The 20524-nt window shown below is 65.0% G+C and carries 21 protein-coding genes; 8 read left to right on the top strand and 13 right to left on the bottom strand.

The window, feature by feature from the left end; translation table 11 throughout:
* Positions 1 to 45: 45 nt before the first annotated feature.
* From OIU93_RS11150 to OIU93_RS11140, 3 genes are all read right to left on the bottom strand, one after another.
* On the bottom strand, positions 46 to 1314 hold the full coding sequence (locus tag OIU93_RS11150) for a S1C family serine protease (protein WP_264270153.1): 1269 nt from the start codon (positions 1312 to 1314) through the stop codon (positions 46 to 48).
* A gap of 226 nt (positions 1315 to 1540) precedes the next feature.
* Entirely contained in the window at positions 1541 to 1993 is a 453-nt protein-coding gene (locus OIU93_RS11145) for a DedA family protein (RefSeq protein ID WP_264270152.1), read from the bottom strand.
* Between the two features lie 82 nt (positions 1994 to 2075).
* Positions 2076 to 3362 carry an MFS transporter gene (locus tag OIU93_RS11140; RefSeq protein ID WP_264270151.1) on the bottom strand — a complete coding sequence of 429 codons (1287 nt, stop codon included), beginning with the start codon at positions 3360 to 3362 and terminating at the stop codon, positions 2076 to 2078.
* A 204-nt stretch (positions 3363 to 3566) separates the two neighbouring features.
* Here OIU93_RS11140 and OIU93_RS11135 point away from each other — a divergent pair, with 204 nt between their 5' ends.
* Positions 3567 to 4400, top strand: a complete 834-nt coding sequence (locus tag OIU93_RS11135; protein WP_264270150.1) for a hypothetical protein — start codon at positions 3567 to 3569, stop codon at positions 4398 to 4400.
* Positions 4401 to 4409: 9 nt separating this feature from the next.
* On the opposite strand, the gene OIU93_RS11130 is transcribed toward OIU93_RS11135, so the two are convergent.
* The gene (locus tag OIU93_RS11130; protein WP_264270149.1) at positions 4410 to 4772 is read right to left on the bottom strand and encodes a non-heme iron oxygenase ferredoxin subunit; all 363 of its coding nucleotides are present in this window, start codon (positions 4770 to 4772) and stop codon (positions 4410 to 4412) included.
* Between the two features lie 166 nt (positions 4773 to 4938).
* Between OIU93_RS11130 and OIU93_RS11125 the strand changes: the two genes are divergently transcribed.
* A complete protein-coding gene (locus OIU93_RS11125; protein ID WP_264270148.1) occupies positions 4939 to 5496 on the top strand; it encodes a dihydrofolate reductase family protein in 558 nt (185 codons plus the stop codon).
* 63 nt (positions 5497 to 5559) lie between these two features.
* On the opposite strand, the gene OIU93_RS11120 is transcribed toward OIU93_RS11125, so the two are convergent.
* The gene (locus tag OIU93_RS11120; protein WP_264270147.1) at positions 5560 to 6771 is read right to left on the bottom strand and encodes an NAD(P)/FAD-dependent oxidoreductase; all 1212 of its coding nucleotides are present in this window, start codon (positions 6769 to 6771) and stop codon (positions 5560 to 5562) included.
* A gap of 314 nt (positions 6772 to 7085) precedes the next feature.
* Between OIU93_RS11120 and OIU93_RS11115 the strand changes: the two genes are divergently transcribed.
* Both OIU93_RS11115 and OIU93_RS11110 read left to right on the top strand, forming a co-directional pair.
* A complete protein-coding gene (locus OIU93_RS11115) occupies positions 7086 to 7946 on the top strand; it encodes an alpha/beta fold hydrolase (protein ID WP_264270146.1) in 861 nt (286 codons plus the stop codon).
* A 183-nt stretch (positions 7947 to 8129) separates the two neighbouring features.
* Complete coding sequence (locus OIU93_RS11110; RefSeq protein ID WP_264270145.1) at positions 8130 to 8594, top strand: PaaI family thioesterase; 465 nt, start codon at positions 8130 to 8132, stop codon at positions 8592 to 8594.
* 24 nt (positions 8595 to 8618) lie between these two features.
* Here the strand turns inward: OIU93_RS11110 and OIU93_RS11105 are convergent, their stop codons facing one another.
* Entirely contained in the window at positions 8619 to 9188 is a 570-nt protein-coding gene (locus tag OIU93_RS11105) for a helix-turn-helix domain-containing protein (protein ID WP_264270144.1), read from the bottom strand.
* A 126-nt stretch (positions 9189 to 9314) separates the two neighbouring features.
* Here OIU93_RS11105 and OIU93_RS11100 point away from each other — a divergent pair, with 126 nt between their 5' ends.
* Entirely contained in the window at positions 9315 to 10124 is an 810-nt protein-coding gene (locus OIU93_RS11100; protein ID WP_264270143.1) for an IclR family transcriptional regulator, read from the top strand.
* Positions 10125 to 10205: 81 nt separating this feature from the next.
* Here OIU93_RS11100 and OIU93_RS11095 read toward each other — a convergent pair whose 3' ends face one another.
* From OIU93_RS11095 to OIU93_RS11065, 7 genes are all read right to left on the bottom strand, one after another.
* Positions 10206 to 10688 carry a hypothetical protein gene (locus OIU93_RS11095; RefSeq protein WP_264270142.1) on the bottom strand — a complete coding sequence of 161 codons (483 nt, stop codon included), beginning with the start codon at positions 10686 to 10688 and terminating at the stop codon, positions 10206 to 10208.
* Positions 10688 to 12280 (bottom strand): long-chain fatty acid--CoA ligase, encoded by a 1593-nt coding sequence (locus OIU93_RS11090; protein WP_264270141.1) that lies wholly within the window; start codon positions 12278 to 12280, stop codon positions 10688 to 10690. Before OIU93_RS11090 ends, OIU93_RS11095 begins: the two co-directional genes overlap by 1 nt.
* Positions 12277 to 13125, bottom strand: coding sequence for an SDR family NAD(P)-dependent oxidoreductase (locus tag OIU93_RS11085; RefSeq protein ID WP_264270140.1), 849 nt, complete (start codon positions 13123 to 13125; stop codon positions 12277 to 12279). Before OIU93_RS11085 ends, OIU93_RS11090 begins: the two co-directional genes overlap by 4 nt.
* A 69-nt stretch (positions 13126 to 13194) precedes the next feature.
* Complete coding sequence (locus tag OIU93_RS11080; RefSeq protein ID WP_264270139.1) at positions 13195 to 13740, bottom strand: 3-phenylpropionate/cinnamic acid dioxygenase subunit beta; 546 nt, start codon at positions 13738 to 13740, stop codon at positions 13195 to 13197.
* Between the two features lie 36 nt (positions 13741 to 13776).
* Positions 13777 to 14988: an NAD(P)/FAD-dependent oxidoreductase gene (locus OIU93_RS11075; protein WP_264270138.1), complete on the bottom strand. Its 1212-nt coding sequence runs from the start codon at positions 14986 to 14988 to the stop codon at positions 13777 to 13779.
* A gap of 49 nt (positions 14989 to 15037) precedes the next feature.
* A complete protein-coding gene (locus tag OIU93_RS11070; RefSeq protein WP_264270137.1) occupies positions 15038 to 15382 on the bottom strand; it encodes a bifunctional 3-phenylpropionate/cinnamic acid dioxygenase ferredoxin subunit in 345 nt (114 codons plus the stop codon).
* Positions 15383 to 15433: 51 nt separating this feature from the next.
* A complete protein-coding gene (locus tag OIU93_RS11065) occupies positions 15434 to 16804 on the bottom strand; it encodes an aromatic ring-hydroxylating dioxygenase subunit alpha (RefSeq protein ID WP_264270136.1) in 1371 nt (456 codons plus the stop codon).
* A gap of 274 nt (positions 16805 to 17078) precedes the next feature.
* Here OIU93_RS11065 and OIU93_RS11060 point away from each other — a divergent pair, with 274 nt between their 5' ends.
* The 3 genes from OIU93_RS11060 (at position 17079) to OIU93_RS11050 (ending at position 20523) form a co-directional block, all read left to right on the top strand.
* Positions 17079 to 18407 (top strand): MFS transporter, encoded by a 1329-nt coding sequence (locus OIU93_RS11060; RefSeq protein ID WP_264270135.1) that lies wholly within the window; start codon positions 17079 to 17081, stop codon positions 18405 to 18407.
* Positions 18408 to 18612: 205 nt separating this feature from the next.
* Positions 18613 to 19941: an MFS transporter gene (locus tag OIU93_RS11055; protein WP_264270134.1), complete on the top strand. Its 1329-nt coding sequence runs from the start codon at positions 18613 to 18615 to the stop codon at positions 19939 to 19941.
* Between the two features lie 132 nt (positions 19942 to 20073).
* On the top strand, positions 20074 to 20523 hold the full coding sequence (locus OIU93_RS11050; RefSeq protein ID WP_264270133.1) for a PaaI family thioesterase: 450 nt from the start codon (positions 20074 to 20076) through the stop codon (positions 20521 to 20523).
* The last annotated feature ends 1 nt before the right edge of the window (position 20524 follow it).

Genomic DNA, 20524 nt, shown 5'->3' with positions numbered 1-20524 from the left:
ACGAATATTTGCCAAAGACCTCAACACGCTGCAGGAAGCCCAAGACTAGTCACCAATGTCGTCGTTGGGGTCGGTGTTGTCGCGGTCTTCCATTTCCGTGGTGCAGTCCTCGGGGAGACCAATGCTTTCAACATCTTCCATGAGCCATCGGGTACCGTCCCACTCCATCGTGTAGTCCATGGTCCAGATCGAACATGCTTGGTCCATGGTTCCGGCAGGACTGTGGAGAACCGGATCCTGGGCCGTCACCAGCCTGGCGCGAGCTGTCACGGTGTCATCGGCCCCCTTCACGTCATCAACCAGCAATCCAAGCCAATACGAGGTTGAGATCCCATCCGACCATTCCGGAAGGCTTCCAATCCTGCCCAGGATGTTGCCCGTGAAGATCGAGTAGGCGGATTCGTAATTGCCGTTGTTAATGGCTTGGCCGTGCGCCACCAGGCTCTGTGCAATGCCCGGAGCCTGGTCGTGGGACGAAAGGACTTCCGAGTAGACGGCGGTGCCGTCCGGAGCCGGTGCATTCTCGCAGGATTTTAATGCCACCATTGTGCTGCGTTCTTTCCACTCCGTTACTGCAACAGAAATACGCGGAGCGATCACGGCATAGCCCCATCCGTTGACCGGCGATCCATCCGCCGTCATCCGTACCCCGCTGACAAGCCCGACAACTTTCCCGTCCTTCGTAATCAAGGGGCCACCGGAATTTCCCGAATCCACGGATGCGTCGATCCTGATCATGTTCTCAATGGGGCCCGATTCATAGCGTGCGGTCTGGTCCCCGGCCGACACGGAACCGATGGTGGCAGTGAATCCGCTGTTGGATTCCCTTTCGTCCTTCACTGTCAGGTTCTGCGGGAACCCCAGTGCCTGTATCTCGGTGCCGATTTCCGGGTCACCGTCAATGAATGAAAATTGGTGCCCTTCACTGGTCCGGGCAAGACGGACCAATGCAATATCCGACCTGTCGTTGGTTCCCAAGACCTGGCCGCTCACCAGCTCGTCGTCGACTCGCAACGTGATTTCGGCGGCGTCCTTCACTACGTGTGCCGCTGTCACCACCAAATCGTCATCGATGAGGAATCCACTGCCCGCACCCTCGTTCTCGCATCGCGTGACCAGCAGGTGTGCCACCCCGGAGCGTGCGTCCTTGATGACGTCCGTCCATTCGGCGACCGGTTCCGCGCTCGATGCGGGGGCGGACGGCGCCTCTGAGCTCGGAGTCGGGTTCTCGACAGGGCTGGTGGTTACCGGGGATGATACCTGCGAAGGGACGGCGGGAGAAGTGTCCGTCGGCTCGGGTGAGGCATCAATCATGACGCAGGCGCTGAGCGAAACCCCCAGAAACACGGCCGTCAAGATTCTCGATGCGGACCGTAGGTTCTTATTACCAATCGCCATTGCCAAGCTCCCCAAGAGACTCACACGTCGAACAACTTTTTCCACAGACCAGTCAGGGGGTGGCACGGGAAGGCAGAGTGAACCCGGAACGATGGCGGAATTGTTATGTACTGCTCGCGCCACTGATCGACGGATATTCGCCTCAGCTGTTGCGCCGGCGGTAGCGGATCCAGGCCAAGGTCGCGATGAGAAGGACCAGCGCCCCTGCAACGATCCACTGCCATCCCAAGGCCAGCCACGCGTAGATCACCGCCATGCCAACGGTGGAATAGATCGTGGCCCAGATCAAGCACCCGACAATGACGGCCGGAAGGTAGCGTAGCACCGGCATCCGGGCGACGCCGGCGCTGGCATTGACGGCGGTCTGGATGCCCACTGTCATGAAGGACAGCGGAATGGCAAACACGCCCCAACGCTGGATGAAGCGTTCGGCTCGCCGGTAGATCGGGCCGGTCAGCACATGCTGGAAGCGGGTGTGCTCAACCCCGGCGGCGATGCCTCGGCCAATCCAGTAAGTGGTGTTGGCCCGCGCCATGGACAGCAAAAAGAGGAACGCGAAGGCCCAGCCAAACGGTGCGTCGCGTAACCATGCCATGGGTCCCAGCCTATCGGTGCTGTCGCCCGTTGTGCGGTTTTGGTGAGCCACCAGACACCGGCCGGCGCGGGCCGTGCGACGCCTAGGGTACCGAGCGGATGTTGCGCACCAGCAGGGCGCCGAAGATGCCAATGACCGCCGCAACGATGAACAAGGCCGTGTAACCGCCCAGCACCTTCACGGCGAAGAAAGCCAACGCCGGGGCGATGACCTGCGGCAGCGAATTGGCCACATTGATCACGCCCATGTCCTTGCCACGGGATTTTGCCGAGGGCAGGACCTGGGTCAACAGCGCAAAATCGACAGCAAGGTAGGCGCCAAAACCAAGCCCGAGAACGGCGGCACCGATGAGCGCGCCTGCGAAGTTCTGCGACACCGCGATGATCAGGGCGGAGGAGGCCACGACGATCGAGGAGACGATCACGAAGATCTTGCGCTTGCCCGACCTGTCGCTGATCGGACCCAGGAGCACGGCGCTGATGATGACCATGATCGCGTAGATGCCTGTCAGGATCAGCACTCCTCCGGCGGGGTCGGGGTACTTGACGACGTCGGTGAGGAAGAAGAGCAGGTACACGATGGTCATCTGGTTGCCGGTGTTCATCATGAACCGGGTCAGCCAGGCCCATCCGAAGTCCCGATGGGTCATCGGGTTGATCCAGAAGCCCTTGGCGAAGTCCAGCAATTTGAAGGCGGGGCGGAACTCGCGCGGCAGGGCAGGGTCGTTGGCACGCAGCACGTAGGGAATGACGGAGACGACCAGGGCTACGGCGCAGATGATGTAGCCAACGGCGATATTCCCGGTGATCATGAAGCCCACCACGGCACCCAGCAGGATGCCCACGGTTTGCCCCATGGCCGCCAGCCCGCCGATTCCGCCGCGCCGGCGTTCCGGCACGCGGTCCGGGATCGTGGCGGTGACCGCGGCATAGGCGGAGTTGGCACCTGCCTGCAGGCCGCACCAACCCAACAACATCAACCCGACGGTGGTGGCCCCGGAAAGCATCAACAGCGAGGCGGCACCCAGGATGGCCCCGGCGAGAATCCAGGGCGAGCGACGCCCCATCTTGGAGACGGTGCGATCCGAGAGCGCCCCGAACAGCGGGTTGGCCACCAGCGCCACGGATGCGCCGCAGGCGGTGACGAGCGACAGGATCGCTTCCTTGGACCCGGCGTCGATGGCCGTGGCCTGCAACCCGAGCAACACGTTAATTGGGGCAAAGAAGACAATGTTGATGCCGATGTTGATGGCGACAACCGAGGCCACCCAGCTGCGCTTGACGTTTACCGTTGGTGTGCGCAGGGCCTCGGGAAGTTCCGCCTCGCCTCCTCCGGGAAGCGTCGCGGGATCGTTGGGGTTATGCGGCATTTAGAGCACGCCAGAAAGCAGGCCGGCGCCGGTGCCGACGACCAGGGCGGCAATCAGCAGCCAAGTGATTACTTTTACGCGTTTGCGAATCGATTCCATAGTGCGTTTATCGTAGGCGAGATACACAGCGAATGTCCCGTTGGAGAAGACGCCATGGCGCAGTGTGTAACGTCTTTCATCCAATCGGCGGCTTAGGCTGGTGACATGAGCAAAACCGGTTCCGAGGCACCCCTGTGGGCACCGCGCCACAGCGGCTGGAAAATGGCGCACCATCTTCTGCCATCTTTTGTGTTGTTCGCCTTTCTGGCCGGCACCGGAATCTATGCCGCACTGCATGCCAGTCCCGTGTTGTCCACGGCACTGATCGCCAGTGCCCTGGCGGTATTGCTCGGCGTGGCATCCGCCTACCGGCGCCCCACGGAGGATCACGCCGCGGGCACCGAGGCCGTTCTGACCAGTACGGGGCCGCGCGCCGCCACGTGGTTCCCGATGTTCCGGACCTCGGCCCAATGGGCAGCCGTGGTGATGGGTCTGGCGGTGGTGATTTTGGTGGCCACCGTGGCGCTGAGCGCCCGGCTGCTGATCCTCCAGGACTACAACCCGCTGGTCCTGATCATCTTGCTGGCGATTTTTCTGTTGGCCACCGGCGTGTACGTGCTGAACCGCGGAATCCGGTTGGCCCGCATTGCGGCAGCGTCCCAGGAACCCGGTGTCTACCTCACCCGCAGCCGCATTGTGGTCCATGGATCGCGCGGCGCCAGGGAAATCTATTGGAACGATGTCGCCGGCATCGAGGCGGCCGATCCCGCACGGCACAAGCCCCTGGGCAAGCGCGGCCCGGCCTGGATCGTGGTACGCCAGGAGGCAGGGGAACAGGCACGGGCAGGAAAGGTGGTCATCCTGGTCCATGAACTCACGGCCAACCCGGACCAGCTCCTGCGCACCTTGGAGCATTACTGGGCCAATCCCGGAGACCGGGCCGAGCTGGGCACCGGGGCGGCCCTGGTGCGCGTGGCAACCTTGCGTCCGACTCCCTAGCAGGGGGGGTCACGGGGCGTCGGTTCCCGGGAACAGGAGCACACGTCCGTCCCTGACCTCGACCTTGTGGGTGCGGGCATCGTTGAGCGCCGGCAGGCAAAGCACCTTGCCGTCCCGCAGGTCGAAGCGCGAGGAATGCAGCGGGCATTCGATCTCGTCCCCCTCGATCCACCCCTCGGACAGGGAAGCAACCTCGTGCGGGCACTCGTCGTCCAGGGCGTAGTAATCCCCCGCCTCGGTGCGAAAGAGGCCGATGTCAACCGGATACCCGCTGGTCTCGCCCGAAACCAGCACGGCGGTGCCCGGTTCCAGCATGTCCACCTCTCCCAGATCGACCGCGCGCTGACTGTCTCCGGTGGGTTCGGTGTCCATCCTGGATCTGCCTTCCTGCTGGCCGGGGGGCAAACAGCGTCCTGCCGTTGTCCCGCCTCCAGTCTGGCCCCGCCGCGGGACGGGGGCAAGGAAGAACCGAAGTATGCCGACGGGGAACAGCTGATCACGTATTCCATGCCCAGCGCCCAGTGGGTACTCTTGCGCCATGAGACCCCTTCGGTACTCCATCAACGTCACCTTGGATGGGTGCTGCGATCATCGTGCGGGAGTCGTCGACGAGGACCTGCATCGACATGCTGTTGAGAACCTCGTCCGGGCCGACGCCCTTCTCTTTGGCCGGGTGACCTACCAGATGATGGAGGAAGCCTGGCGGTCGCCGGGGGCTGCGGGGGCTGCGGAGGCGAGGCCCGCTTGGATGGAGCCCTTCGCCCGAACGATCGACGCGGCGAGGAAGTACGTCGTCTCGAGCACCCTGGAAAGCGTCGATTGGAACGCAGAGCTCGTGCGCGGGGACCTGGAAAAAGCCGTCCGACAGCTCAAGGCAGAGACCGGCCAGGGAATTTTCGTGGGCGGCATGAAGCTTCCGTTGGCGCTGGCGGAGTTGGGGTTGATCGATGAGTACGAGTTCGTGGTGCATCCCCGGTTGACGGGCCACGGGCCAAAGTTGTTCGAGGGGCTGTCCCGGCATATCGATTTGAGGCTCGTGAGCCGGCTGGAGTTCGCCTCGGGGGCGGTGGCCATGCGGTACGAGCCGAAAGGCTAGGCCACGGGTCCGGCCGCGGTCGGCGAATGCCCCGCCTCCTCGCCCGGATCCTGGTGACCGTGCCTAACGTGCCAGCTTCTTCAGTTGAATTCCCGGATCGGCGAGCGCCGCGGCCTTGACGATGATGCCCTTGTCGATGATGCGCCGCGCCGCCTTGATGGTCAGTCCCCCATCGATGGCCGCCGCCCCCAGCATCCGCCCGTCGGCCGCGATGCGGAAGGCGGCCACAGGTTCCCCCTCGCTGATCCGCAGGATCGTGGTGCCCTCGGCGTTCATGTCCCCGACTCCCTCCACGTGGGTGCCGTGCCGGTCGGACCAGAACCAGGAGGCGCCGTGCACCGGCAGGTCCTGCTCCAGGATCGCCGCGGCGGCGGTGGCCCCGGTGTTCATGGCGTACTCCCAATGCTCACCGCGGCGCAGCAACGTTCCATCGGGCTTCCGGGTACGGGCCATGTCCCCCACGGCGAAAACGCCAGGGTGCGAGGTGCGCTGGTTTTCATCGACCAGCACCCCGTTGTCGGTTTCAAGTCCCGCGGCCTGCGCCAGCTCGGTGTTGGGGATGATGCCGATGCCCACCAGCACCTCGTCGCACTCAACGACCCGGCCGTCAGCCAACTCCAGCCGGTGGCCGTCGGCAGTGCGCGCGATGCCCACGGGGGCGCCGTGGATGACGGTGATCCCGGCGTCTGCATGCATGGCGTGCAGCCGCCTGGCCAGCTCGGGGCCGACCGCGGGAACCAGGGGCGGGTCCATGGGGTCAACGAGCGTGACCTCGGCGCCCAGCTGCCGGGCCGAGGAGGCGACCTCGGCACCGATGAGCCCGGCCCCGACGATGGCCAGCCGCGTCCCGGGGACGATCTTGGCCCGCAGCCTGTCTGCATCCGCGCGGTCGCGCAGCACCAACACGGAGTCCAGGTCCCCGCCCGGGATCGGGAGCGGGCGTGCGGAGCCGCCGGTGGCCAGGACCAGGCGGTCGGCATGCAGCGTCCGACCGTCCTCCAATTCAACCCCCAGGGGCTCGAGTTCCAGGGCGCGCACCGTGCCCGGAAGAAGGTCCACCCGCTGTTCGGCGAACCATGAAGCGGGGGCCAGCTCGATGCCCGCGGCGTCCTTGTCCCCCAGCAGGTAGCCCTTGCTCAGGGGCGGACGGTCATAGGGGATCCCTGCCGGATCGATGATCTGCAACGTTCCGGCGTATCCGCGGACGCGCAGGTTCTGCGCCACGGTGAATCCGGCCAGGCCGCCTCCAACGATCAGGATGGAATCAATGTTCATGGATGTTGCCGATCTGTCGATGTGGTCGAGGGGTGTGGCGGGAATCCCGGTCCGGCACTTCCCTTCTCCCATCATCGCGCGTGTGCGCCGCCGCGCACAAAGCGGCGCCGCCCCGGAGGGCACCGGGCCCGCATAAATTACTTGCACCAGTGCAATGCCTGCCAAGCGGTCTTCACGGTTGATGGCGACTTTGAATCCTGCGTCCGTCGATTTCGTGCCGCAGGTTGGCACGATTCATCCCCCGGCACCCGGGCACGCGTCTAGGGTTGAGCTAAACCACCTTCCGGCTCACCGAATTACGCAGGAGTTTCACGATGACCGTCACCCAGATTCCCGATTACACGACCGACGCCTTCTTCGGCCTCGAAGACAAGTGGCTGGAAACCGCCGAAGGCGAAATCACCCACTACCACGAGCTCGGCGAGGGCACCCCGATCCTCTTCCTGCACGGCTCAGGCACCGGCGTCACCGCCGCCGCCAACTGGTGGCTGAACCTGCCCGAGCTCGCCGAGTCCGGCCGCTGCATCGCCATCGACTCCGTCGGCTACGGCCAGACCGTGGTGCCCGAGGGCATCGAATACGGCATCAAGGAATGGGTCCGCCACGCCGTGCGCGTCCTGGACGCCCTGGGCATCGAGAAGACCTGGATCGTCGGCAACTCGATCGGCGGCTGGGTGGCCATGCAGTTCGCCATCGACTTCCCCGAGCGCCTGCTGGGCATCGTCTCCATGGGCACCGGCGGCGCCAAGAAGACCGCGGCACTCTCCGGCCACGCCAAGCCGGAACTCTCCGAGGCCGGCATTCGCCGAACCCTGGAGCAGTTCGTCGTCGACAAGTCCCTGGTCACCGACGAACTCGTCTCGCTGCGCTACGCCTCGGCACTGAACGACACCGCCTCGGACCGCCTCGTCGACGTCGTCACGGCGCGGGACCGCGACCGCGACGCTCTGCCGCTGGACTTCGAGGTCCTGGGCAAGCTCGAGATTCCGGTGCTGCTGGTCCACGGCATGCAGGACGTCGTCATCCCGGTCAGCCGCACCCACGAACTGCAGGCCGTCATCCCCACCGCCGATTCCCACATCTTCAACCAGTGCGGCCACTGGTCACAGGTTGAGCGCGCCAACGAGTTCAACCAGGTCATCAAGCAGTACCTCGCACTGCACATGGCCAAGTAGTTTCGCCAGGCAGCCGCCCGCAAGCCCCGCCCGTCCGAATCAAGACCGGCGGGGCTTCCGTCGTTCCGGCCACCGGCATGAACCCTGCCCCATCTGGGCACCACCCCAATAGGCTCGTGAAGAACCTGCGGCCTAAACAATGTTGCCGCGCCACTGCGAGAACCATCCCGGGAGCCAACGAACATGAAGCTTTGGGCACAAGAATTCGACATCCAAGAACTCAACGACAAGGCCAAGGGCACGTTGAACGCAGTCCTGGGCATTGAAATCACCTCGTTCACCGAGACCACGCTCACGGGGCGCATGCCGGTCAACGAACACACGATCCAGCCGGCAGGGGTGCTGCATGGCGGGGCTTCGGTGTCGCTGGCCGAGACGCTGGCATCCTGGGCCGGATCGCTGACCGTTGACGCGGCACGCTTCCACGTGGTCGGCCAGGAAATCAACGCCAACCACCTTCGCGCCGGCATTGCCGGGCAATGGGTCTACGGGGTCGCAAGCCCCATCCACGTGGGCCGCAAGACCCAGGTCTGGGAAATCAGGATCAGCAACGAAGTCGGCAAGCTTGTGTGTATTTCACGCTGCACGCTGGCTGTGCTGGAAACACCCGGCCAGTACGCGCGGGCCGAGGAGCGGACAAAGGCCTGACGCGCGTCCGAGGCCGGCGCCTGGTTAGCCTTCGGACGCGAACTGCGCCACGTGCGGCGCGGTGGTGGTGATGTGCAGCAGGGCCTTGCCGTCGGGCGCTCCGAAGACATGCTCGACATCGGCCGGGAAACGCAGGAAGTCCCCTTCGGACAATTGCACCAGCTCGGTGCCATAGCGGATTTCGACCAGGCCCTCGATCACATAGACCTGGTGGAGCGATCCTGTGCTCAACGTGGTTCCGTTGGCGTCCTCCAGCGCCGCCGTGATAGCCAGCAACTGGGTGCGCACATAGCCCGATCCATAGATCTGGTCCAGATCCCGGGTTGGACCCTGCGCCTTGGCACTCCACTCCCCTTCGGCCTTGCGCCGCATGAGGACGGGAGAGCCCCACTCCGTCAGCAGGCCGCCGATCCGGACGCTCAACGCACGCGCCACTTCCTCGAGCGTGCCGATGGTGGGATTGCCAAGGCCTTGTTCGATCTTGGACAGAGTCTGCTTTGACACACCCGCGCGGCGGGCCAGCTCGCCGAGGGACAGCTCCCGTTCGGTCCGGATGCGCTGGATGTTCCGTGAGACCACGTTGTTCATCGCCATACATCTATCGTCACTTATAGATGACAATTTGTCATGTTTGACATGCGTCACTTTCCCCACGACACTTGTAACACGCCCGAAAACTCCCCAGTATCTCTCGGGTGGCAACGTTGGAGGTTTCCCGAGATGTCCCTGAGCCCAGTTCAGCAACGCGATGACCGCACCGCAGTGGACAAGGCCATGTCGCTGCTTAACGCCTTCGGTCAGGATTCAGTGGGCGGCGTCGGTGTCAGCGAATTGGCGCGCCGGGCCGATCTTTCCAAGTCAACCGCTTTCCGCCTGTTGGGGATGTTGCAGCGCAACGGGGCGGTGGAGCGGGCGGGCAACGCCTACCGCTTGGGCAAGATGATCCTGAACCTCGGCGATACCCAGGAATCGGCAGCGCACGGGCGGATGCGCGATGTGCTGACGCCCTATCTCGCCGACCTTTATGAACTAACCAAGCAAACCGTGCACCTGGCAGTGCTGCAGGGCACCGACGTTATTTACCTCAACAAGCTCTACGGGCATCTGCAGGTTCGCAGCCCCTCGCGGATCGGCGGCATGGCACCCGCCTATTGCACCGCGGTGGGCAAGGTCCTGCTGGCCTTCGACCCCGCGAGTGCCGACGAGGCGCTGCGTAGTGAAATGTCGGCCTGGACCCCACACACCATCACCGATCCGGAGGTGCTCCGGATAGAACTGGCCACTATCCGCAAGGAGCATGTTGGCTTCGATCGGGAGGAAATCCTGATGGGCCTCAATTGCATCGCCGCTCCCGTGATGGGTCCGGGAGGCAAGCCAGTGGCGGCCTTGTCGATTTCCGGTCCCACCGGCAAGTTCATTCCCGACTCGCAATCCGAGGTCCTGCGCAAGGTCTGCTATGCGGCCTCGCGCGCCGTCGCCGCAGTCAGCGCACGCCAGCGGCAGCAGCTACGCCATGCGCAAACCGCGTAGGGATCGGGGCAAGAAGGAAGCGGCGGATGTCGCCGGCGCGGACGAACGCGTCGGCGACATCCGCCGGTCTTGGAGCACGGGCTAGACGGTGGGAACCTCGTCGATGTTCCGCGACTCCTCGAGCACCCAAGCCGGTTCGGCGGTCAGCAGCGCGAACGACCCGCGATGCAGGTCCACCTCCACCACGAACCGGTACCCGGCCGTCTCTGCGATGCCAATGGTCTCCAGGTCGTCCTCCGCACAGGCCATGACCAGGCGGCGGCAGGCGGGGTCGGCGTCCATCACGGATTCCGAGGCCAGCTGGATTGCCTCGGCTGGCGCACCCGCATGGGGAAGCAGCAGCCTGTCGCGCAGCCCCGAGGGGTAGGTGGCGGCGAATTCGGAATCCACGATCCGCATCACGTCCACCGTGGCCACCTGGCTTCCGGCTCGGCGGATGATCAGCGTGGATTCGTGGCCCGGCGCGGCCGCCGCGGCCTCGCAGGTCCATTCGGGACCCAGTGCGTCGGGCCACCTGAGCAGGTCGACGTCGTCGTGGTCGTGGTCGTGGTCGTGCCCGGACATTACTTGGCCTCCAGGGTGTTGTTGGCCAGCAGGCGTACGGCCGGCTTGTCGAGCTTGCCCGATCCGTTGCGCGGGACCGCTCCCGTGATGATGAGCCGCTTGGGAAGCTTGTAGCGGGCCAGCAGCGAGGCGGAGAATTCGCGCACTTCCTCGATGCTCGGGACGGTTCCGTCGGCGCAGCTGATGACTGCGACCACGGTCTCTCCCCACTGTTCATCGGCCACACCAACCACCGCGACGTCCAGGACGCCTGGATATTCCATCAGCGCACGCTCGACCTCGGCCGGGTAGACGTTCTCCCCGCCGGTGATGATCATGTCCTTGAGCCGGTCGACCACGTACAGGAACCCATCGGCGTCCCGGTAGCCGATGTCCCCGGAGCGGAACCAGCCATCGGAGAAGGCCGACTCGGTCGCCTCCGGATTGTTCCAGTAGCGCCGGGTGACATTCGGTCCCTTGACCCACAACTCACCGGTTTGCCCGGCTTCCTCCACCTCGACCCCGGTCAGCGGGTCAACGACCTTGATCTGGGTGAACGGCATGGGCACCCCGCAGGAGCCCGGACGCTGGTGGGTCAGTTCCGCCGGAAGGTAGGTGGCGAAGGGAGCGGTCTCAGTCAGTCCCCACGCCTGCTGCACCTCCACGCCCTTGGCCTGGTACTGGCGCAGCAGGATCGTAGGCACCGGGGCACCGGCGCAGATCAGCGCGCGCAGAGATTCAAGTTTCGCGTCGGCGAATTCGTCGGCCTGGGCCATCGCCGACAGCATGGCCGGCACCAGGAACGCCTGGTTGACCTTGTACTCATGGATGTCCTTCAGGGCCTGCCGGGGGTCGAAGGTGCGCCGTACCACCACGTGGCCGCCGCGCACGATGACCCGGATGGTCAGCGCGTTCAGCCCGCCGATGTGGAAGAGCGGGGCCACGGCCAGGTTGGTGTCCCCGCGGCGGGTGTCCACCAGCGAGTCGACGTTGACCGAGTTCCACCAGATGTTGCCGTAGGACAGTTCCACGCCCTTGGGCTGCCCGGTGGTGCCGGAGGTGAACATGAGGATCGCCAGATCGTCCTCGTCGGCGCCTTGGATGGCCGGTTCCGCGGCACCGGAGACGCCCTCGCGCACCCACGCCGATGCCGGCGTCCAGGGTGCGGCGATGGTCGCGGGTGCGGGAACGGCGGGGTCGTCGTCGATGAGCAGCAGGGCCATGCCGCCGGTCTCGACGTCCGCGTAGCCGAGCATGGTCTCGAGGGTCTCCCGGTGCCCGGGCTCGACGAAGAGCACCCGCGGGTTGCACTGATCCAGCAGCCCGGCGATCTCGCGCGGCGCCAGGCGGAAGTTCAGCGGGACGAACACGGCCCCGAGCCACCAGCAGGCAAACATGGTGCGCATGAAGGAGACCGAGTTCAGCCCCAGGTAGGCAACGCGCTCCCCCGGCGCCACACCGGCCGCGTGGAGCGCCGTGGCCTGCTCGCGGACCTCGGCGAAGAACGCGGCGTAGTCCCAGGTGCGCTCCTCGTAGGTGAACAGGAGCTGGTGGGGGAAGTAGATGGTTTGGCGTTCGAGTCCCACCACGGGATTGCGGTCGATGAAGTTCACAGGTGGTCTCCTCCAGCTGCCTGGGCGCCGAACCCGCGCACGGCAATGCCGCCGTCCGCGGGAATGATGGCACCGGTGATGTTACCCGCATTGGCTTTCGAGGCCAGCAGGACGTAGGACCCGGTGAAGTCCACCGGGTCGACCGAGGCGTGGTGCAGCGGGATCAGCGGGTTGTTCCCGGTGATCTCCGAGCGCGCGAACGACGCGGCGATGGTGCGGTTTTCCAGGCCGGTGGCACTCGGTCCGCTCAAGTCTGTGTCCATCCCGCCCACCGCCACGCCATTGACCCGCACCTTGGGTGAGAGTTCGTAGGCGAGCTGGGTGACCAGGCCGCGGGCGGCGAACTTTGCGGCGGTGTAGACCGGGCCGCCGCCGGCCGGGTGGAAGGAGGCGTTGGACAGGGTCATGACGACCGAACCGTTGGCTGCGACCAGTTCCTTCCAGGCGGCCTGGACGGTGAGCAGGTAGCCCTTGACGTTGATCTCGAAGAGCTCGTCAAAGCTTTCCCCTAGTTCCTTGGCCGAGAGCCGGGTCAGGGAACGGTTGAAGTCCCAGATCCCCGCGTTGGGCACCACGGTGTCGAGCTTGCCGAAGCGGGAGACGACGTCGGTGACCGCGGAGGCCAGGGAGTCGGCATCGCGCACGTCCCCGGCGATGGCCATCATCCGCGAGGGATCGGCCGAGGCATCGACGACGGTCTGCAGCTTGGCGGCATCCCGGCCGAAGATCGCCACGCTCGCCCCCTCGGCGAGGTAGCGATCGGCCACTGCGCGTCCGATGCCGGAGCCTCCTCCGGTGATCAGGGCGACGCTGCCCTCGAGCCAGCCTGGTGCCGTGGTGCTCATGATCTGCTCACTCTCATGTTATTCCATTGATGTGTGGGGACTGGAGGGACGGTGCCCCTGCCTGCAGGTCTAGAAGAAGGTCGACAGGTTCTTGGCCTGCAAAACATTCGCATCGAAAAGGATCTCGCGCTCGGCGACTTTGAAGCCTCCGTCGGGCTGGACGCGGACTACGTCGGTGCGTCCACCGGCGTAGATGTCGGTCTCGGTGTGCAGCCGGTTGCGGTAGACCAGGAAGGCGCAGCGAACCGTGAGCTCGGAGTCCCCGGTGTGCCGCACCATCACGTTGGAGATCAGGTGGCGGGTGCGCGAGGGCGGGTCTTCGGCCCAGGCCATGCCCGAGTCGTAGCGGCGGATGCGCCAGGCCAACGACTCCTTGGTCTCGTCGAAGTAGGCTGCCTCCCCCGGTTGCCCAATGGACAGGGCGGCCTGGCGGCGCAGCCTGTTGGTGCGCAGCGGGGCAAAGTAGAAAAGGTCCTCGTCGAAGATGTCCAGCCAGTCGGCGAAACGCCCGTCGTCGAGCAGCTCGGCCTCGTGGAAATAAAACTGCGCCACGGCGTGGGTCAGTTCGGCGTCGGCCAGACGCATCTGGAACTGCGTGCCGGTTTCCTGGGTCATGGTGTTTCCGTTTCTTTGGATCGTTGCCGGGCGCCGCTAGCGCGCCAATTTCTTCAGTTCGGTGGCCGGGTCGGCCAGGGCGAGCGCGTCGACCTTGATGTTGCGGTCGATGATGCGGCGTGCCGCCCGCACCGTCAGCCCTCCGTCGATAGCCGCGGCCCCTAGCATCAGGCCCTCGGCGTCGAGGCGGAAGGCCGCGATCGGCACGCCGTCAAGCATCCGCACCACGTGCTCGCCATCCCCGTGCATCGACCCCACGCCCTCTACGTGCACCCCGTGCCGGTCCGACCAGAACCAGGATGCGCCGTGCACCGGCGGTTCCTGGTTCAGGATCGCGGCGGCCGCCGTGGCTCCGGCGTTCATGGCGTGTTCCCAGTGCTCGGCGCGGCGCAGCAGCGTGCCGTCGTCCAGCCGGGTACGGGCGGAGTCGCCCACCGCGTATACGCGCGGGTGGGACGTGGCGCCGCGTTCATCGACCAGCACCCCATTGTCTGTATCCAGGCCGGCGGCCTCGGCCAGTTCGGTGGCGGCGATGATGCCGATGCCCACCAGCACCACGTCGGCCGCGATGGTTTCACCGGTAGACAGAAGAATGCCGTAGCCCTCGGCGCCTTGGGTGATTTCCTCCGGGATGCCGGTGACGGTGCGCACCTGGTGCTGCGCATGCATGTTGTGCAGTCGGGTGGCCAGCCCCTCGCCGATAGCCGGGACCAGCGGGATTTCCACGGGATCGATGAGGGTGACCTCGGCCCCAAAGCCGCGGGCGGAGGAAGCTGTTTCCGCACCGATCAGCCCGGCACCGACAATCGCGAGGCGGACGCCCGGAGCCAGGAGCCCACGCAGCGTGTCGGCATCATTCTTGGTGCGAAGTTCCAGGACCCCGGGAAGGTCCCCGCCGGGGATGGACAGGCGGCGGGCCCGCCCGCCGGTGGCCAGCACGAAGCGGTCCGCGACCAGCACCCTGCCGTCATCCAGCGTTGCCGTGCCGGCGTCCGGGTCCAGCGCGGTGGCGGTGCCGGTGATGACGGTGACGTTGTTTTCCACGTACCAGGTTGCCGACGCCAGGGCGATTCCTGCTGCGTCCTTGGAACCGGCCAGGTAGTCCTTGCTCAACGGTGGACGGTCGTAGGGCAGGCCCTCCGGGTCGATGATGGACAGCGTCCCGGCGAAACCGCGTCCCCGCAGTTCCTTGGCGGCGGTGAAGCCGGAGAGGCCACCACCAATGATCACAACAGATTCGACGCTCATCGATTTTTCCTTGGGTTTCAGACGGGTGGAAGAAAGTGGACGATTGCGGCTAGGCGTCGACGACGCTCACGGCCGGGTAAAGCAGCACATCGTTGCCGGAGACCTCGACCTTGTGGGTGCGCGCTGCGATGGTAGCCGGCATGCACAAGGCGGTGCCCGATTTCAGGCAGAACTTGGCCGAGTGCACCGGGCATTCGACCTCGGTGCCCTCGATCCAGCCGTCGGCAAGGGACGCGGTCTCATGCGTGCAGGTGTCGTCCAGCGCATAGAAGTTGCCGTCCTCGGCGTGGAACACCGCGATGTCCTCGCCCGTGCCGTTCTCCTCGGCGGGGATGACCTTCGCCTCTCCCTCGTCGATGTCATCGATGGTTCCGATATTGATTGCTTCGCTCATGGCGTCCTCCTGCTAAAAATCCGTGTGGGTGGTGGCAGCTGCTGCCGGGGATCAGGCCGATTCGCCCGCGGGTGCCGGCGCGGGCCGTTCGTGCCAGGCCGGGGTGTTCATCAGTTCGGCCCAGTGCCTGTAAAAGCTGCGGCCCGCGGCGTCCGAGTAGAGTTCCGAGGTTTGCCCGGGATACACCCCGTCCTCGCGCTCCGAGCCGATGCCCATCTGGAAGTTCAACGGCACCGAGTTGGTGACGAAGCCGCCGGAAACCGCTTGGATCTCCGACCAATTTTCCCCGTCGTCGGCCTCGAAGATGCCCGAGGGCCCGAAGGTGCGCAGGTTGTAGAGTCGCTGGGCGTCCTTGACGTCCTCCGGCATCGACTTGTCCACCAGAATCCAGGCCCAGACCTCGATCTTGTTCGGTCCCTTGGGGTGCCAGATGCGGATCGAGCCGTTGACCGGCAAGTAGGAAAACGACGGGAAGACCGTGGCGTGGCCGGTTGTCATCGGGCCCTCCACCGCGGCGTCGCCCAGGCGCTCCCGCAGGGCGTCGTAGTCGTAGTGCTCGTGCACCGCTTGGGCGTCGAAGCGGGACTTGGGGTGCGTGGGGAAACCCGCGCCGTGTCCATTCGGCGAGAGGAACTGGCGCCCGGGCGTCGCAACGATCTCGGCCTTGGGGCCCTTGCCGGTCGGCGACATGACCATCAGCGCGGAGGCGTGTGACATGTTCACGTGGTACCAGTCGGTGGCGAACTGTTCCGCGGCCAGCTTCCAGTTGCCCTCCAGCTCCCACTTCATCACCCCGCCGATGACCTCGGTCCCTTCCGGGTCGCGGTCGAGCATGGCGTCCAGGTAGTAGCGCATGTCGCCCAAGGTTTCTTCGAGGTCCGCGGCGTCCTTGTCCCAGTTGCCGAAGATCAGGCCCTTGTATTCGGCCACGCGGGGGACCTCGATCAGGCCCCACTGCTTCTTGTCGAAGTCCTCGGGGTAGGCCTTCTCGTTGGGCACCGTCTGCAGGGCGCCGGCCAGGTCGAAGGACCATCCGTGGTAGGTACAGGTGAACATCTTGGTGGCGCCGGCGTCGGCGCGGCACAACCTCATCCCGCGGTGGCGGCAGGAGTTCAGGTAGGCGCGGATCGTCTTGGTCTTGTCCATGGTGACGATCACCGGGTCCTGCCCCATGAAGGTGGTGAAGAAGTCGCCGGGCTTCTTGAACTGGCTGGCATGGGCCAGGAAGAGCCAACTGCGGGCGAAGATCCGGCGCATTTCCTGGTCGTAGATCCCTGGGTCCGTGTAGATGGACCGATCGATGAGCCCGTCTTCGGCGTCCACCAGCGCGGAGACGTCGATGTTCTTCGGGCCGTGTTCGGAGCCGCGCATCTTGCCGATGGCGGCATTCGCCTCAGAGGGGCAGCTGTCCGTGGTGCTCATGTGGATCGTTTCCTCCTGGGCGCTCGCCGCCCGACGGATGATGGGGTGTGTTCTCTTGACCTCAATCACACCGGAGACGCGGGCAAAGTGCCAACGGCCGTGCCGAACCCCAGCACACCCAATCCTGTCAACACGGGCGGCCATCGGTCCGATGTGGGAATGGCCGGGAGCCAGCCGCCGTGTTCCGTCTAACGGAACACCGTTTTGGTGTGCCCGATCACATCGGCAATGGTTATGTCAATACCTCAGTCCATATTCTTTTTTCGGAGACACCTTGACCCAGACCACACATCCCGCCCCCGCACCGGCCGCAGCCGGAACCTCCGGCAAGGGTTCCCGCCGCGCCCTGGTCTCCAGCTTCCTTGGTTCCACGGTCGAGTACTACGATTTCCTGCTCTACGGCTCCGCCGCCGGGCTGGTCTTCCCCTATCTCTTTTTCCCCGAAACAATGGACCCCGCCGTGGGCACTGCATTGTCCTTCGTGATCCTGCTGGCCGGCTACATCGCCAGGCCCGTCGGCGGCGTGCTCTTCGGCCACTTTGGCGACAAGTTCGGCCGCAAGAACATCCTGTTCATCACTCTGATGATGATGGGGCTGGTGTCCGTGGCGATCGGCTTGATGCCCACCTTCGGGGCCATCGGCATGGCCGCACCCATCCTCCTGGTCCTGCTGCGCGTCATCCAGGGCCTGGCCGTGGGCGGGGAATGGGCGGGGGCCACCTTGATGGCCGCCGAACACGTCGGGGAAAAGAACCGCGGGATCGCCGCTTCCGTCGCCGTCTCCGGCGGACCGGCCGGCGCGGTGCTGGCCACACTGATTCTCGGACTCTTTGCCGGTTTGCCGCGCGAGGAGTTCCTGGCCTGGGGCTGGCGACTGCCCTTCCTGTTCTCCGCGGTGCTGGTCATCATCGGCCTGTACATGCGTTACCGGGTGACCGAGTCCCCCGACTTCCTCAAAGCCCAGGCCGAGAACACCGGACCCACCGGCGCCCCGATCCTTCGCGTGCTGCGCGAGTACCCGAAGGAAACCGTCTTGGGCATCCTGGGCATTGCCGGGCCGCTGTTCATGCAGGCGCTGATGGGAGTGTTCATGGTGCCGCACGTGGTGGCTTCGGGGGCCCTGACCCAGCAAGAGGCGCTGATGATGCTGACGGCCTCGAATTTCTTGCACATCTTCACCATTCCGTTCTTCGCCTGGCTCTCGGACCGCTTCGGCCGCCGCCCGGTGATGCTGGCCGGTGCCGCGATCTCGGTGGCGCTGGTCTTCCCGATGTTTGCCCTGTTCAATTCGGGCAGCTTCTGGCTGATCGCACTGGGATTCATGGTCGGCAACCCGATCATCCAGGCCTCCATGTACGGGCCGGTCGGCGCTTTCCTGGCCGAGAAGTTCGACACCAATGCCCGCTACACCGGCGTCTCGCTGACCTACCAGGTCGGTTCGGTCCTCGGTGCCGGAACCGCACCGCTGATGGCCCAGTGGCTGATCGCCCTGGACAACGGCGGCGGCACCGACAACATCGCGTGGTACTTCATTTTCCTGATCCTTGTTGCCGCGGTATGCGTGTACCTGTCCAAGGAAACCCGGCGGGCCGGACGCGATTAGCCACTGACCGCACCTCTGGCGGCGGCGCCCGCGGACCGGTTCTGCCGGCTTCCGGGCGCCTACGCATTTCTCCGGCCCGGCACGGACCGAAAATGACACCCGTCACTTTCCGCGTTCCGCACCGCGGCACGCGGTCTGGGTATTCGCTGAGGACTCCAGCCATGCTTCCATGTGACACAACTCGCAATCACACCACGGAGTCACCATGGCAACCCATTCCCACACCGGGCTGGACGCAGTACAGCAACACCCTGAGGCAACGCCCAAGGAAACCCGCCGGGCACTGATATCCAGCTTCCTGGGCTCGACGGTCGAATACTATGACTTCCTGCTCTACGGCGCTGCCGCCGGACTGGTCTTCCCCCACCTGTTCTTCCCGGAGAGCATGGACAAGGGCCTTGGCACCGCGCTGTCGTTCGTGATCCTGCTGGCCGGCTACATCGCCCGCCCCGTGGGCGGCGTGCTCTTCGGTCACTTCGGTGACAAGTTTGGCCGCAAGAACATCCTGTTCATCACGCTGATGATGATGGGCCTGGTCTCGGTCGTCATCGGCCTGATGCCGACGTACCAGACCATCGGCATCGCGGCCCCGCTGCTCCTGGTTCTGCTGCGCGTCATCCAGGGCCTGGCGGTGGGCGGCGAATGGGCAGGCGCCACGCTGATGGCCGCCGAACACGTGAAGGAAAAGAACCGCGGCTTCGCTGCCTCCATCGCCGTGACCGGCGGTCCGACCGGATCCGTGCTGGCTACCCTGATCCTTGGCCTCTTCGCGGGGCTCCCCGAGGAAGCATTCCTGGCCTGGGGCTGGCGCATCCCGTTCCTGCTTTCCGCGGTGCTGGTGATCATCGGCCTGTACATGCGTTACCGCGTGACCGAGTCTCCCGACTTCCTCAAGGCCAAGGCCACCGGAGCAACCCACACCGGGATGCCGTTGGCCCGTGTGCTGCGTGACTACCCGAAGGAAACCATCCTGGGCACCCTGGCCGTGGCCGGCCCGCTGTTCATGCAGGCCATGCTTGCGATCTTCATGGTCCCCTACGTCGTTGCCTCCGGCGCGGTGGACCGGCAGACCGCGTTGATGATGCTCACCGCTTCGTCCCTCGTGCACATCTTCGCGATCCCGTTCTTCGCCTGGCTCTCGGACCGCTACGGCCGCCGCCCGGTCATGCTAACCGGTGCGCTGATTTCCATCGTCTTGGTCTTCCCGATGTTCGCGCTGTTCAACTCCGGAGTCTTCTGGATGATCGCCCTGGGCTTCATGGTCGGCAACCCGATCATCCAGGCTTCCATGTATGGCCCGATCGGAGCCTTCCTGGCCGAGAAGTTCGACACCGAATCCCGCTACACCGGCGTATCGCTGACCTTCCAGGTTGGTTCGGTGCTTGGCGCCGGCCTGGCCCCACTGATGAGCCAGTGGCTGGTCAATCTGGGTAACGGCGGTGGAACGAACAACATCGCCTGGTACTTCATCTTCCTGATTGCCGTCGGCGCCGCGTGTGTGCTGATGTCCAAGGAAACCCTGAAGCGCAAGTAATCCACCACACGGCATCCCGCCATCCGGCGGTTGTGCTGCCAGATGGCACCCGGTTGTCCCGATCGGGTGCCATCGCCGTTAAGGTGGGAGCCAACTCCCCATTTCCCCCTGACTACTGGAGACACAAAGATCATGGCACTACCTGCAACCCTGTCCGAGTTCACCGCACGCTGGGACAAGTTCCGCGAATCACTTGGTTTCGAGGACATCACCTTCACGCTGCGCCTGTCCCCGCATGCCGTCACCGAGGACTCGATGAGTTTCTCGATGCCGTTGTGCGACGAGCTGGCCCAGGCCAATGGCATGTTTGCCGCCGCATCGCTCTTTGGCGCCGCCGACATCGCCGGGACCTACTTGGCCATGAACGCCTACGCGAACGCCGGACAGTTCCCCTTGGCCGTGCAGTCGAACGTGAACTTCATGTCCAACTCCAAGTCCGGACCGGCGGTTGCCACCGCACGCATCCTGCGTGGCGGGTCCTCGGTGGTCGTGGCCGAGGTGCAGGTCGCCGATGCGGACGCCAAGGTGCTGGTGCACACCACCTTCACGTACGTGCTCAAGGAACGCCGCCTGGGCAAGTAGC

It is taken from the genome of Paeniglutamicibacter sp. ZC-3 (genome assembly GCF_025847175.2).
In the GTDB taxonomy this organism is placed as follows: domain Bacteria; phylum Actinomycetota; class Actinomycetes; order Actinomycetales; family Micrococcaceae; genus Paeniglutamicibacter; species Paeniglutamicibacter sulfureus.
The sequence above is the reverse complement of the archived record's forward strand: the minus strand, read 5'-3'. Positions and strand labels throughout refer to the sequence as shown.

Excerpts from the sequence above, each read along its gene's own strand:
- OIU93_RS11100 (WP_264270143.1), top strand. The coding sequence starts at position 9,315 with ATGTCCCTGAGCCCAGTTCAGCAACGCGATGACCGCACCGCAGTGGAC.
- OIU93_RS11070 (WP_264270137.1), bottom strand. The coding sequence starts at position 15,382 with ATGAGCGAAGCAATCAATATCGGAACCATCGATGACATCGACGAGGGA.
- OIU93_RS11095 (WP_264270142.1), bottom strand. The coding sequence starts at position 10,688 with ATGTCCGGGCACGACCACGACCACGACCACGACGACGTCGACCTGCTC.
- OIU93_RS11150 (WP_264270153.1), bottom strand. The coding sequence starts at position 1,314 with ATGATTGATGCCTCACCCGAGCCGACGGACACTTCTCCCGCCGTCCCT.
- OIU93_RS11115 (WP_264270146.1), top strand. The coding sequence starts at position 7,086 with ATGACCGTCACCCAGATTCCCGATTACACGACCGACGCCTTCTTCGGC.
- OIU93_RS11145 (WP_264270152.1), bottom strand. The coding sequence starts at position 1,993 with ATGGCATGGTTACGCGACGCACCGTTTGGCTGGGCCTTCGCGTTCCTC.
- OIU93_RS11140 (WP_264270151.1), bottom strand. The coding sequence starts at position 3,362 with ATGCCGCATAACCCCAACGATCCCGCGACGCTTCCCGGAGGAGGCGAG.
- OIU93_RS11120 (WP_264270147.1), bottom strand. The coding sequence starts at position 6,771 with ATGAACATTGATTCCATCCTGATCGTTGGAGGCGGCCTGGCCGGATTC.
- OIU93_RS11055 (WP_264270134.1), top strand. The coding sequence starts at position 18,613 with ATGGCAACCCATTCCCACACCGGGCTGGACGCAGTACAGCAACACCCT.
- OIU93_RS11050 (WP_264270133.1), top strand. The coding sequence starts at position 20,074 with ATGGCACTACCTGCAACCCTGTCCGAGTTCACCGCACGCTGGGACAAG.
- OIU93_RS11135 (WP_264270150.1), top strand. The coding sequence starts at position 3,567 with ATGAGCAAAACCGGTTCCGAGGCACCCCTGTGGGCACCGCGCCACAGC.
- OIU93_RS11065 (WP_264270136.1), bottom strand. The coding sequence starts at position 16,804 with ATGAGCACCACGGACAGCTGCCCCTCTGAGGCGAATGCCGCCATCGGC.
- OIU93_RS11085 (WP_264270140.1), bottom strand. The coding sequence starts at position 13,125 with ATGAGCACCACGGCACCAGGCTGGCTCGAGGGCAGCGTCGCCCTGATC.
- OIU93_RS11105 (WP_264270144.1), bottom strand. The coding sequence starts at position 9,188 with ATGGCGATGAACAACGTGGTCTCACGGAACATCCAGCGCATCCGGACC.
- OIU93_RS11110 (WP_264270145.1), top strand. The coding sequence starts at position 8,130 with ATGAAGCTTTGGGCACAAGAATTCGACATCCAAGAACTCAACGACAAG.
- OIU93_RS11130 (WP_264270149.1), bottom strand. The coding sequence starts at position 4,772 with ATGGACACCGAACCCACCGGAGACAGTCAGCGCGCGGTCGATCTGGGA.
- OIU93_RS11075 (WP_264270138.1), bottom strand. The coding sequence starts at position 14,988 with ATGAGCGTCGAATCTGTTGTGATCATTGGTGGTGGCCTCTCCGGCTTC.
- OIU93_RS11080 (WP_264270139.1), bottom strand. The coding sequence starts at position 13,740 with ATGACCCAGGAAACCGGCACGCAGTTCCAGATGCGTCTGGCCGACGCC.
- OIU93_RS11125 (WP_264270148.1), top strand. The coding sequence starts at position 4,939 with ATGAGACCCCTTCGGTACTCCATCAACGTCACCTTGGATGGGTGCTGC.